A 12,248-nucleotide genomic window follows, 5' to 3' on the forward strand; every position below is an offset into this window, starting at 1 on the left:
ACCACATGCACGACCACGTGCAGGACGAGCTGATGGTCTCCCGGATGACCTACTTCCGGACCAAGTGGAGCGCCCTGCCCGAGGCCTACGCGCGCTTCCTGCACGAGCGTCTCGCTCCCGGGGCACCGGTCGTACTCGTCGAGGACACCTCGACCTGGCCGGTGGTGCGGGTCGGCGACCGGCACGTGTTCCAGACCGGCGCCCAGGGCGGCCGCGACCCCGGAACCTACATGCGCGAACCGCACGCCCCGCAGCCCGACGACGAGGCACCGGAGGCCGAGTGGGGGGCCGACCCCGGTCTCGGCGCCGCCGTCGAGAGCTGGTGCGCCGCCCACGGCCATCCCCTGCTCCGCGTCACCTACCAGGGCCCGCAGGCGCCCTCGCACGCCGTCGCCGGCGTCATGCGCGACTGGTACCGGAGGCGGGGCGAGGCGGCCGAGCGCCTGCTCGTGCCCTCGTTCGTCCTCGGCGACCCGTGGCGGACGCTGACCACGGCCTCGGTCCCCTACTGGACGTTCTTCTCCGTGCAACCCGCGCTGCGCGCCCTGGACGACCACCTCGCCCGGGCCGAGCCCTACCGCACGGTCGACCTGCTGCTGTTCCAGCACGGCGCCGACTCCGAGGGCATCGCCACCCCGGACGAGTGGGAGGCGGTCGTGCGCCGGCACGGCGCGCGGGCGCGCTTCCCGGCGCTGGACCGGCGGAGGTTCCCGCACGACATCGCCGTCAACGCCCGCTACGACCGCGCGTTGCGGGAGTTGCCCCTTGCCCGACGGCCGTGGACCCCGATGGCGGTCCGGGACACGATCGGACGTGTCGTCCGCGAGCTCGACTCCCCGGCCCGCCGGTAGGTCGATCCCGCGCAGCGGCCGACGCCGGATCAGAGGTCGGCGCCGCTCCCGGACCGGTGCGCGCTGCCGCCGTCGGGCAACCGGTCGATAAGGCACTGGCGGGCCAGGCGTTCGAGGAGCTCGGGCATCATCTCCGGGGAGACGCCCTGCAGGTCGCGGCGGCAGTCCCGGATCACCTCGGCGATGACCTCGGCGGGCAGGAAGGTGGCGAACTCGACCGCGATCCGGGCGGAGACGTCGGCGCTGCCCACCCGGGCCCGCGCCGGGTCGCCGTCGTCGCCCCGCTCGGCCACCGGGCCCGACGCCGTCATCCGGTCCCACCCACGACCGTGTCGATACGGCCGGCCAGCTCCAGGTCCGGGCGGGTGACCGCCTCTCCGCGGGTCCGCAGCGTGAACGTGACCGCACCGGCCTCCCGGCTGACCCGGACGTGGTCGTCGGAGCGGCGCGCCTCGCGCTCGACGCGCTCGACGAGCGGGTCGATGCGGTCCTCGGGCAGCGCGACCGTGCGCGAGATGCCGCGCTCGTCGCCGCTCCACCCCTCCAGGTCCCGCAGACCGGCGGCGACGTCGTCCCCGTCCAGCTCGGTCGGACGTTCCGGGGTCGTCGTCACCGCGCGCCCCGGGCTGTCGCCGGCCTCGGACAGCGCGTCCCGGGTCTCCGGTGGCAGGTGCCCGGCCAGCTCGTCGACGAGGGCGCCGTCCTGCTCCCGAAGCTGTGCCAGGACGGCCTGCAGGAGGTAGCGGGCCTGCTCGGGTGGCCGTGACACCAGCCGTCCCAGCTCGTCGAGCAGCTCGGGCCCGCTCGCCGGGCCCGAGCCCACCGGCACCGTCACCTCGGACCCCAACGCACCCGGCAGCGCGTCGACGATCCGCTGCCGCTCCTCGGCCGGGGCCGCGCGCAGCAGCGCGCCCAGCACGGACCCGCTGACCTCGCGCGCCTCGTGGGCATCCTGCAGGCCGGCACGGTCCCGGACGCCTTCCACGAACTCCTGATAGGTCGCCACGGACTCTCCTCTCGGCGCTGTCTCGCGTTCACGTCTGGAACTGCGCGCCTACCCGGATCGGGCCGGGGTAGTCCTGCGGCGGGCACCGAGCCAGCCGAGCAGCGCCGCCACGACGTCCTCGGCGAGCGCGCCGGGGCGGTCGGACCCGAACCGGCGCGCCGACACGGCACGCAACCGCATCCCGGCCGCCGCGCCCGCCACCGCCGAGAGTGCCCCGACCAGCGTGGGCAGATCGGGATCGTCGCCGTCGCGGGCGGCCACCGCACCGGCCGTGCCGCCACCGAGCACCACCCGGGGCACCAGGCCCTGCGGCTCGAGCCGGTCGGGGATGAAGGGCTGCTTGTCGGCGTAGAGCTCGCCCGCGGCGAGCGCCAGCGTCACCCCGGTCGCCGCCCGCCCGCCGGCCAGGCCCGCGAGCCCCCGGTCCCGGGCTCCGGAGGTCAGCGCCACCGCGGCGAGGCCGGCCGAGCTGCGCGACCCGGTGGCGAGCCCGAGCGCTGCCGCCCGCCCGAGCGCACCGGCCCGGACCGGCGCGGCCCGGCCGGTTTCGTCGTCGGCGGCGGACAGGGCGACCAGCGTCCGGTGCGTGACGGCGCCGTAGGCCAGGTGCGGCACCACGTCGGACATCCAGTCCGAGCGGCTCCAGCTGCGCGGGTCCGACACCCGCGTGAGCGCGAGCGGCACGTCGCTCGCGAGCATCGCGGCCACGCCGAGGACCGGGCCGCCGACGGCGGTGGGCAACCGGAGCCCGGCGGCGCGCAGGGCGCCCGCGGCCGCCCCGACCAGTACCCCGGACGCGGTCCCGGCCAGCGGGCCGAGCGCCGCGATGCGGCGCTCCCGCTCCTTCTTCCGGCCGGGGATCGTGACGCCGGCGTCGTCGACCAGCGCGGCCACCAGCTCCTGCGGCGCGTCGCTGCCCGGACGGCCGCGGATCGCGGCGTCCGCGCCGCTGACGGCGTTCAGCGCGGTGGTACCGGCAGCACCGGCGGTCGCGCCACGGACAAGACCTCGAAGAATGACTCCCACGGCGTGCGGTCTACCCGGTCAGGCCCGGGTCACACTCCGCGGCCGCGGGGCCGCCGGGTGCGGCGGAAGTACCTGGTGCGGATGCACGGTCAGGGTGCCCCCGAGTCCGGCGATCTCCAGCACACGTCGGGTGCGCTCGGTCGGGTGCACCAGCACCACCCAGCCCCGCAGGTCGCGGAATCGCCGGTCGACCCGGATCAGTACCCCCAGGCCGGTCTCGGCCACGAACTTCAGCTCGGAGAGGTCCAGGGCGAGGTAGCGCACCCCGGCGTCGCGCAGGTCGTCGCACAGCACGTCCAGCGTGGGCGCGGTGGCCGGGTCGAGGTGCCCGCGGACGCGGACCCGGCACCGCGGTGGACGTCCGTGCGTGCTGAGCAGCAGGCGCGACGGTCCCGGCAGGCCGTCGCCGTGGTCGGGCAGAGAACCGTCGCCGTCGCCGGCGCCCGGCCGGGGCACGATGTCGTTCCGGAAGCGCATGGTCACAGTCCCGTCCGGTTCCGCGAGGGGGTCGGACCGGGCCGGGGACGGCGCGGTTCGACTTCGGACGGCTGTGGGTCCAACCGGATCGAGAATCCTAACCGCTCGGAGCGCGGGCCCTCAACCCCGACCGGGCCCGTGCGGTCCGGCGACGCCCTTTCCCCAAGGGCCGCGGCGATGATTGCGCGGCGCTCGTACGGGTACCGCAGTGACCGGACCAGTGACCGGACCGTTCCGGCCCCGCACCCGCCACCGAGGAGGACCCTTGGACGCCGACCACGCACGCGGCCTGCTCGAGGCCGAGCTGAAGCAGATCGACGCCGACGTCGAGACCGAGGTCTCCGACCGTGCCGGCCAAGTCGTCGAGGACCGCAGCGCCGACGGGATGGACATCGCCGACAGCGGGTCCCGGGTGGCCGAGTCGATGGACCGCGACCTGACGACGGGCACGCTGCGCCGTCGACGCCGGCAGGTGCTCTCGGCGCTGGAGCGCGTCGAGGACGGCAGCTACGGCCGGTGCGTCGTCTGCGGCGAGCCGATCGACGACGAGCGCCTGAGCGCCCGCCCGGAGACCGACCGCTGCCGCCAGCACCCGGAGGGTCCGGACGACATCGGTGAGGTCGAACCGTGAGCTCGGCCGAACCTGCGGCGGACGCGTCCCTGACCTTCGTCGGGACCGCCACCACGGTGCTGCGCCTCGGCCGCCACACGCTGCTGACCGACCCGAACTTCCTGCACCGCGGGCAGCGGGCGAAGCTGGGCTACGGCCTCTCGTCGCGCCGGACGACCGACCCGGCGATGACGATCGCCGACCTGCCGTCGCTGGATGCGGTGCTGCTCTCGCACCTGCACGGCGACCACTTCGACGACGTCGCGCGGCGCGAGCTGGACCGCTCACTGCCCGTGCTGACCACGCCGTCGGCCGCGCGGACGCTGCGCGGGTGGGGTTTCGGGTCGTCGGTCGGGCTGCCCACGTGGGAGAGCCACACCCTCGGCGACGACGCCGAGCGGGTGCGGGTCACCGCGGTGCCCGGACGGCACGGCCCGGCCCTGCTGCACCGGGCGCTGCCGCCGGTGATGGGCACCATCGTCGACCTCGAGCAGCACGGGAGGCGGTCGCTGCGGGTCTACATCACCGGGGACACGCTCAACGTGCCCGAGCTGCGCGAGGTCCGGGACCGCTACCCCGACGTGGACGTGATGGTGGCCCACCTCGGCGGCACCCGGATCGGCGGCGTCCTGGTCACGATGGACGCCGTGCAGGGCGCCGACCTGGTGGAGCTCGTCCGGCCCGGCGCCGTCGTCCCGGTCCACTACGACGACTACGGCGTCTTCCGCTCGCCGCTGAGCCATTTCACCGACGAGATGCGCAGGCGGGGGATGCTCGACGCCCGCGTGCGCCTGGTCGCCAGGGGTGAGACGGCCCCGCTCCCGGCACGCGCGGTCCCGGACCCGACCGGCCGGTGAGCGCAGGAGCGACCGGGAACGACCCGAGGAGGACGGCAGTCATGGACTCCGATCTCGACCACCCCGTCTGCGTGACCTGCGGCGTGCAGTACGGGCCCGACGTCGACCGGTCGGTCTGCCCGATCTGCGCCGACGACCGCGAGCACGTCGGCTGGGACGGTCAGCGCTGGACCTCCCTGCGCGACCTGGCCACGGACGGGTACCGCAACGAGGTCCGCGAGGAGGTGCCCGGGCTGACCGGGATCGGGACCACCCCGGACTTCGGGATCGCCCAACGGGCCCTGCTCGTGCCCGGGGAGGGCGGCAACGTCCTGTGGGACTGCACTCCCCTGGTCGACGACGACGCACTCGCCGGTGTCCGCCGCCTCGGCGGGGTCGCCGCGATCGCCCTGTCGCACCCGCACTACTACTCGAGCATGGTCACCTGGAGCCGGGCGCTCGGCGACGTCCCGATCTACGTGCACGCCCGCGACGAGCAGTGGGTCCCGCGCCGCGACAACGTCGTGTTCTGGGAGGGCGAGGCCAGGGAGATCCTGCCCGGCCGCACGCTGCTCAACGCCGGGGTGCACTTCGCCGGGGGGACCGTCCTGCACTGGGACACCGGCCCCGACGGACGCGGCGCCCTGTGCGCGGGCGACATCTTCAACGTGGTCCCCGACCGTCGCTGGGTCGGGTTCATGTACAGCTACCCCAACCTGATCCCCGAGCGGCCCGCCCGCATCAGCCGGGCCGTGCACCTCACCGAGCCCTACCGGTACTCCTCGCTCTACAGCGCGTGGTGGGACCACGTGATCACCGACGACGCGCAGGGCGCCGTCCTGCGTTCCGCCCACCGCTACTTCGACCAGGTCGACGCGCCCGCGGCCGACCTGCCCGCACTGCCCCGGCCCACGGCGGTACCGGGCCGCGCGGAGGGGCCGAGGAACGCCGGGATGCGGTAGGGCGCTGGTGTAGCGTCACGCCCATCACCACCCGATCCCGGCGCGGGTACGCCGCACGTCCCGCCGTCCACGCCTCCCGGGCCGCCCGGGCCGCCCGGGCCGCCCGGCAGGAAGCCGGCGTCCCGCGCGCACGGGTGCGTTCCGATGATTGACCGGGGCGGGTTGAGCCAGGCACTGGCGACGGCGGTCGCCGTCGGCGGGTCCGCGGCGGCACTGGCGGTGTGCCGGGCGGTGGTGTCGTGGGTGCCGATGACCGGCGCCGCGATCACGCTGATGTCCGGCCCGGACGGGCAGGAGCCGGTCTGCGCCACGGACGCGGGCGCGGCCCGGATCGACGAGCTGCAGTTCGACCTCGGCGACGGTCCGTGCGTGGAGTCGTTCACCACGGGCCGGGCGGTGCTGGTGTCCGACATCACCGACGGCGCCGACGCGCGGTGGCCGGTGTTCGCGGCGGCCGCCGCGGCGACCGGGGCGCGGGGCATGTTCGTGTTCCCGCTGTCGGTCGGGGCGGCCCGGCTCGGCGTGTTGGACTGTTACCGCGACACGCCCGGTTCCCTGGACGACGACGAGCTCGCCGCCGCGTTGGCGGCGGTGGACGCGGCGGTGTGGACGTTGCTCGAACACGGGGCCGCGAGCACCCTGGACGGGGACCGCGCCGGGTCGGACTGGTTCAACGGGTCGCCGCTGGCGCGCGCGGAGGTCCACCAGGCCACCGGCATGCTCAGCGTGCAGGCGGGGCTGCGCCCGGGCGCGGCGCTGGCCCGGCTGCGCGCGGGCGCGTTCGCCACCGGGCGCCCGATCGCCGAGATGGCCGCCGACGTCGTGTCCCGCCGGCTGCGCCTGGACTCCGACGGGGCCTGGCACAGCACCACAGCACCACCGATGACGAGTACGTACGACACGGGCAGGCCCGGCGACGAGGAGCCGGGCGACGAGGAGAAACGATCATGAGTACAGCAATGTCGTCGCAGGGCCGCGAGAAGGACCTGGTGGCGGCCTTCGTCCGGATGGCCGACACCCTGATCGCCGACTTCGACGTGATCGAGCTGCTGCACGGTCTGTGCGACGACTGTGTGACGTTGCTCGGCGTGGACGCCGCAGGCCTGTTGCTGACCGATCAGCGGGGCAGCCTGCAGGTCGTCTCGGCCTCAACCGAGGCCGCACACCTGGTCGAGCTGTTCCAGCTGCAGGCCGAGCAGGGCCCGTGCCTGGACTGCTTCGCCACCACCGCCCCGGTGCACGCAGGCGACCTGGGTACCGAGTCCCGGTGGCCGCTGTTCACCGACCGCGCCCGGCAGGAGGGCTACGCCGCGGTGCACGCGCTGCCGATGCGCCTGCGCGGTCAGACGATCGGCGCGCTGAACCTGTTCCACCGCCGCCCCACGGCCATGCAGGAGCAGGAGCTACGCGTCGGTCAGGCCCTGGCCGACGTGGCCACGATCGCGATCCTCGCCGAGCGCAGCACCCGTGAGCGCGAGCTGCTCACCGAGCAGCTGCAGGGCGCGCTGAACAGCCGGGTGATCATCGAGCAGGCCAAGGGCATGCTGGCCGAACGGGCCCGGATCGGTATGGACGAGGCGTTCGCGCGGTTACGCCGGCACGCCCGCGACACCGGCACCCGCCTGGCCGACGTGGCCCGCGGCCTCACCGAGGCCACCCTGGACGCCACACCGCTGCTGGAGCCGCCGGGCCGGTGAGAAAACTCGGCCGATAGCAGGTGTCGACGCGTGGCGCGGCGGGTATGTGTGCCACCTCACGTCACGAGGAGACTGCAGATGTCGACACCCCCCGAACGCACCCGCCCCGCCACCACGGACGGCACGATCGAGCAGGCCGACGCGATCGCCGGCCGGTTGGCGCCCTACATCGCCTGGCTTGCCGTCCAGCTCGACAACGAGGCGACCCGGCGGACCTACCGCGAGGTCGCCGAGCACTACCTGCAGTGGTGCGCGCACGACCGCGGTCCCACCGCAGGCCGGCGGGCGCGCTACTGCACCGACGGTGCCGCCTCGCTCGGCTACTCGGGCGCCCTGGTGCGCGACGCCCTCGACCGGCTCTTCGAGCACGAGCGGGTCCGCGCGTGCACCCTCCCGGTCGACGGCTGAGGTCGCGGGAGGCCCCGGACACCCAGGGCCTCCCGTCCGTCCCGTCCGGACGGGCCCGGGCCCGGGCCCTCAGCCCGGCATCGTCTCGCCGCCGACCGGTGCGAGCACCTCACCGGTGTAGTAGGACGAGAGGGACGGCGCCGCGAAGAACACGTAGGACGGCGCGATCTCGTCCGGGTGCGCGGCACGGCCCATCGGGACCTGGGTCCCGAACGACTCGACCTTCTCGGCCGGCATCGTCGCCGGGATCAACGGCGTCCACACCGGGCCGGGCGCAACGCAGTTCACCCGGATGCCGCGCTCGGTCAGCGACTGCGCCAACGAGTACGTCAACGACTGCACGGCGCCCTTGGTGGCCGAGTAGTCGATCAGGGTCTTGTTGCCGCGCAGCCCGTTCACCGAGCCGGTGTTCACGATCGCGCCGCCGGCGGGCAGGTGCGCCAGAGCGGCCCTGGTGACCCGGAAGAAGCTGTGGATGTTGACGTCGAACGTGCGCAGCCACGCCTCGTCGCCGATCTCCTCCGGCCGGTCGTAGGGCTCCTGGGTCGCGATGTTGTTGACCACGGTGTCCAGCCGGCCGAGCTCGGCGACCGTGCGTTCGACGACGTCACCGCAGTGCGTGGCGTCCCCGAGGTCACCGCGCAGGGTCAGGCACCGCCGGCCCTGGGCCCGCACGAGCGACGCGGTGTACTCCGCGTCGTCGTCCTCGGACAGGTAGGCCAGCGCGACGTCGGCACCCTCCTTCGCGAACGCCACGCAGACCGCGCGACCGATCCCGGAGTCGCCCCCGGTCACCAGGGCCACCGTGCCGTGCAGGAGGTCCCGCCCGCGGTAGTCGCGCATCTCGTCGCGCGGCTCCGGGTCCATCGGGCCGGTCCGGCCGGGCGGGTCCTGCTGCTGGGCGGGCGGGTTCGGCGAGCTCATGCGACCCCCTCCGGGCGCAGCAGAACCTTCACCGCACCGTCGCGCTTCTGCTGGAACATCGAGTACGCCTCCGGCGCCTGCTCCAGCGAGACGTGGTGGGTCGCGAAGTCCTCGGTCCCCAGCGGGTCGTCGTCGCCGAGCAGGGGCAGGATCTCGGGCACCCACCGCCACACGTTGGCCTGGCCCATCCGCAGCTGGATCTGCTTGTCGAACAGGGTGAGCATCGGCAGCGGGTCGGCCGCACCTCCGTAGACGCCGGACAGCGAGATCGTGCCGCCGCGCCGGACGAGGGTGATCGCCAGGTGCAGCGCGGCGAGCCGGTCCGAGCCGACCGTGCTCATCAGCTTCTCCCCCACCCCCGACGGCATCAGGTTCACCAGGTTCTGGGCGATCCGCGCCCCGGGCGAGCCGTGCGCCTCCATCCCGACCGCATCGATCACGGCGTCCGCGCCGCGCCCGCCGGTCAGCTCCGCGACCGCCTCGGCGACCCGGTCGGTGCCCATGTTCAGGTCGATCGTGTGCACCCCGCGCGCGGTCACCCGGGTCAACCGCTGCGGCACCAGGTCGACGCCGATCACCTGCTCGATCCCGCGGTGGCGGGCGATCCGGGTGCACATGTCGCCGATCGGGCCGAGGCCGAGCACGAGCAGCGTCCCGCCGGGCGGGGTGTCGGCGTAGGCGACCGCCTGCCACGCCGTGGGCAGCACGTCGGACAGGTAGACGAACCGGTCGTCCGGCGGGCCGTCCGGCACCTTGATCGGCAGCGAGTTGCCGAACGGCACCCGCAGGTATTCCGCCTGACCGCCGGGGACCTGGCCGTAGAGCTTGGTGTAGCCGAACAGCGAGGCGCCCATGCCCTGGTCCCGGTTCTGGGTGGTCTCGCACTGCGACTGCAGCCCGCGGTCACACATCCAGCAGTGCCCGCAGTTGACGTTGAACGGCATCACCACCCGGTCGCCGACGTCGAGGGCGGTCACCTCGGGCCCCTTCTCGACCACGACGCCCATCGGCTCGTGGCCGAGGATGTCGCCCTCGCTCAGGAACGGCCCCATCACCTCGTAGAGGTGCAGGTCCGACCCGCACAGGCCGGTCGAGGTGACCCGGACGACGATGTCGTCGGGGGCCTCGATCCTCGGGTCGGGGACGGTGTCGACACGGACGTCGCGCCGTCCGTGCCAGGTCAGTGCGCGCATGCGGCTCCCATCGTGGCGAGGGGTGCGGGCGGGCCCGCTTCTCGCCACAGCGCTACCCGTGACCGTCGGGCGCAAACGCCGAGGCCCGCACGCCGCGGGGACACCCCGCGGCGTGCGGGCGGACGTCGCTGCTCAAGCCGGCGGGAGCACCTTGTCCAGGGTCAGCGGCAGGTCCCGGACCCGTACCCCGGTCGCGTGCCAGGCGGCGTTGGCGACCGCGGCCGCGGTACCGACGATGCCGATCTCGCCGATGCCCTTGGACCCCATCGGGTTGACGTGCGGGTCGTCCTCGTGGACCCAGTCGGCCCGCAGGTCGGCCACGTCGGCGTTGGTCGCGACGTGGTACTCGGCCAGGTCGTGGTTGACGACGTGGCCGGTGCGCGGGTCGAGCACGCTGTCCTCCATCAGCGCCATGCCCAGCCCCATCGTCATCCCGCCGAGCAGCTGCGACCGCGCCAGCCGCGGGTTGACGATCCGGCCCGCGGCGAACGTGCCGTGGAGCCGGGGAACCCGGACCTCGCCGGTGTCGGCGTGCACGGCGACCTCGGCGAAGTGCGCGCCGTAGGCGTGCATGGCGAAGCGCTCGGAGGCTGCGTTCTCCGGTACCGACGCCTCGATCTCGTCACCCTCGTGCGGATCGGCCCCGAACTTCCCCCGGAACTGTTCGGCCGCCGCGACCAGGGCGGAACCCCAGGTCGTGGTGCCCGAGGAGCCACCCGCCACCGACGCGGGCGGGTACTCGGTGTCACCGATCAGCACCTCCACCTCCTGCACCGGCACGCCGAGGGCGTCCGCGGCGATCTGCGGCAGCACCGTCCACGCGCCGGTACCGATGTCGGCGGCACCGATCCGGGCCACGTAGCGCCCGCCGGAGTAGCCGATCACGGCGGTCGAGACCGGCATCCGGTAGACGGGGTAGGTCGCCGACGCGACCCCGGTCCCGATCCACCAGCCGCCCTCGAGACGGACGCCGGGCCGGGGGTCGCGGCCGGGCCAGCCGAACTGCTCCGCGCCCCGGCGCAGGCACGCCACCAGGTTGCGCGTGGAGAACGGCTTGCCGGTCTCCGGGTCGACGTCGGGCTCGTTGCGGATCCTGAGCTCCACCGGGTCCATCCCCAGCTCGGCGGCCAGCTCGTCGAGGGCGACCTCGGGCCCGAACATGCCGGGGCACTCACCCGGCGCCCGCATCCAGCTCGGGACCGGCACGTCCAGGGCCGCCAGCCGGTGGGTGGTCCGCCGGTTCGGCGCGGCGTACATGTTGCGGGTGGGCACTCCGGTCTGCTCGGCGAACTCCTTGATCCGCGAGGTCTGCTCGACGACGTCGATCGCGATCCCGTCGAGCGCGCCGTCGCGCTGCGCGGCCAGCTGCACCTGCTGGATCGTCGGGGTCCGGTAGCCGGCCAGCGAGAACATCTGCTGGCGGGTCAGCGCGACCCGCACCGGGCGGCCGGGCACCGCCCGCGCGGCCATCGCCGCCAGCACGGTGTTCGCGTGCGGCATCCCCTTCGAGCCGAACCCGCCACCGACGTAGGGACAGACCACGCGGACCTGGTCCTCGTCCAGGCCCAGGACCGCCGCGACGGTACTGCGGACCGGGTGCACGCCCTGCGTGGAGTCGTAGAGCGTCAGGGCGCCCGCGCCCCGGTCCGGCTCCCACAGCGCCGTGGTGGCGTGCGGTTCCATCGGGTTGTTGTGCAGCATCGGCGTGGTGTAGGTCCGCTCCAGGGTCACCGGCGCCGAGGCCATCGCGGCGGCCATGTCGCCCTGGGCGGTGTCGGTCTCGTAGGTCGGGTTGACCTGGTCGGGGGTGTAGAGGTCGTCGCGGTCCGCGGACAGCGCCGCGTCGTGGGCGGCCACCTCGTACTCCACCCGCACGCGGGCCGCCGCGTCCCGGGCGACCTCGAAGCTCTCGGCGACGACGGCGCCCACGATCTGGCCGCGGAAGCCGACCCGGTCGTCCTGCAGGACGGCCAGCTCGGCGTCGGACGTCGAGGCCAGGCGTTCCGCGGTGGCCGGGGTGAGCACGGCGAGGACGCCGTCCAGCCCCTCCGCCTCCCCCGTGTCGACCGAGACCGCCCGCCCGCGGGCGATGGTGGACGCCACGATCCGGCAGTAGACCGGGTTCTCGACCGGGGACTCGTCGGCGTAGAACGCCGTCCCGCGCACCTTCGCCGCGCCGTCGCGGCGGGCCAGGTCGCGTCCGATCGCGTGCGGTGCCAGAGCCGGTGTCATGTCGGTGCCCGTCATGTCGGTGTCGG

The 12,248-nt window shown here is 74.3% G+C and carries 13 protein-coding genes and 1 pseudogene; 7 read left to right on the forward strand and 7 right to left on the reverse strand.

Annotated elements, in window-relative coordinates; translation table 11 throughout:
* Positions 1-851 (forward strand): annotated as a pseudogene (locus I4I78_RS02490) (hypothetical protein); the annotation flags it as partial.
* 29 nt (positions 852-880) lie between these two features.
* Here the strand turns inward: I4I78_RS02490 and I4I78_RS02495 are convergent.
* Genes I4I78_RS02495 through I4I78_RS02510 form a run of 4 tightly spaced genes read right to left on the reverse strand, consistent with a single transcriptional unit; the run spans position 881 to position 3,360 of the window.
* Complete coding sequence (locus tag I4I78_RS02495) at positions 881-1,162, reverse strand: hypothetical protein (RefSeq protein ID WP_218609521.1); 282 nt, start codon at positions 1,160-1,162, stop codon at positions 881-883.
* On the reverse strand, positions 1,159-1,857 hold the full coding sequence (locus tag I4I78_RS33660; protein ID WP_218609522.1) for a DUF2267 domain-containing protein: 699 nt from the start codon (positions 1,855-1,857) through the stop codon (positions 1,159-1,161). Before I4I78_RS33660 ends, I4I78_RS02495 begins: the two co-directional genes overlap by 4 nt.
* A 48-nt stretch (positions 1,858-1,905) precedes the next feature.
* Positions 1,906-2,883, reverse strand: coding sequence for a hypothetical protein (locus tag I4I78_RS02505; RefSeq protein WP_218609523.1), 978 nt, complete (start codon positions 2,881-2,883; stop codon positions 1,906-1,908).
* 18 nt (positions 2,884-2,901) lie between these two features.
* The gene (locus I4I78_RS02510) at positions 2,902-3,360 is read right to left on the reverse strand and encodes an STAS domain-containing protein (RefSeq protein ID WP_218609524.1); all 459 of its coding nucleotides are present in this window, start codon (positions 3,358-3,360) and stop codon (positions 2,902-2,904) included.
* Positions 3,361-3,625: 265 nt separating this feature from the next.
* On the opposite strand from I4I78_RS02510, the gene I4I78_RS02515 reads away from it, so the two are divergent.
* The 6 genes from I4I78_RS02515 (at position 3,626) to I4I78_RS02540 (ending at position 7,873) form a co-directional block, all read left to right on the forward strand.
* Complete coding sequence (locus I4I78_RS02515) at positions 3,626-3,991, forward strand: TraR/DksA C4-type zinc finger protein (RefSeq protein ID WP_226378964.1); 366 nt, start codon at positions 3,626-3,628, stop codon at positions 3,989-3,991.
* Entirely contained in the window at positions 3,988-4,827 is an 840-nt protein-coding gene (locus tag I4I78_RS02520) for an MBL fold metallo-hydrolase (protein WP_218609525.1), read from the forward strand. Before I4I78_RS02515 ends, I4I78_RS02520 begins: the two co-directional genes overlap by 4 nt.
* A 41-nt stretch (positions 4,828-4,868) precedes the next feature.
* Positions 4,869-5,768, forward strand: a complete 900-nt coding sequence (locus tag I4I78_RS02525; protein WP_226378965.1) for an MBL fold metallo-hydrolase — start codon at positions 4,869-4,871, stop codon at positions 5,766-5,768.
* Positions 5,769-5,930: 162 nt separating this feature from the next.
* Positions 5,931-6,719 carry a GAF domain-containing protein gene (locus I4I78_RS02530; RefSeq protein WP_218609526.1) on the forward strand — a complete coding sequence of 263 codons (789 nt, stop codon included), beginning with the start codon at positions 5,931-5,933 and terminating at the stop codon, positions 6,717-6,719.
* Complete coding sequence (locus tag I4I78_RS02535) at positions 6,716-7,465, forward strand: GAF and ANTAR domain-containing protein (RefSeq protein WP_226378966.1); 750 nt, start codon at positions 6,716-6,718, stop codon at positions 7,463-7,465. Before I4I78_RS02530 ends, I4I78_RS02535 begins: the two co-directional genes overlap by 4 nt.
* Before the next feature lie 78 nt (positions 7,466-7,543).
* Positions 7,544-7,873, forward strand: a complete 330-nt coding sequence (locus I4I78_RS02540) for a hypothetical protein (RefSeq protein WP_218609527.1) — start codon at positions 7,544-7,546, stop codon at positions 7,871-7,873.
* Positions 7,874-7,942: 69 nt separating this feature from the next.
* Here the strand turns inward: I4I78_RS02540 and I4I78_RS02545 are convergent, their stop codons facing one another.
* The 3 genes from I4I78_RS02545 to I4I78_RS02555 all read right to left on the reverse strand — a co-directional run bounded on the left by I4I78_RS02545 (position 7,943) and on the right by I4I78_RS02555 (position 12,222).
* Complete coding sequence (locus I4I78_RS02545; RefSeq protein WP_218609528.1) at positions 7,943-8,797, reverse strand: SDR family oxidoreductase; 855 nt, start codon at positions 8,795-8,797, stop codon at positions 7,943-7,945.
* Positions 8,794-9,990, reverse strand: coding sequence for an alcohol dehydrogenase catalytic domain-containing protein (locus I4I78_RS02550; protein WP_218609529.1), 1,197 nt, complete (start codon positions 9,988-9,990; stop codon positions 8,794-8,796). The genes I4I78_RS02545 and I4I78_RS02550 overlap by 4 nt, the downstream gene beginning before the upstream one ends.
* A gap of 132 nt (positions 9,991-10,122) precedes the next feature.
* Complete coding sequence (locus tag I4I78_RS02555) at positions 10,123-12,222, reverse strand: xanthine dehydrogenase family protein molybdopterin-binding subunit (RefSeq protein WP_218609566.1); 2,100 nt, start codon at positions 12,220-12,222, stop codon at positions 10,123-10,125.
* Positions 12,223-12,248 lie beyond the last annotated feature (26 nt).

The organism is Pseudonocardia sp. KRD291 (genome assembly GCF_019263595.1).
GTDB lineage: Bacteria > Actinomycetota > Actinomycetes > Mycobacteriales > Pseudonocardiaceae > Pseudonocardia.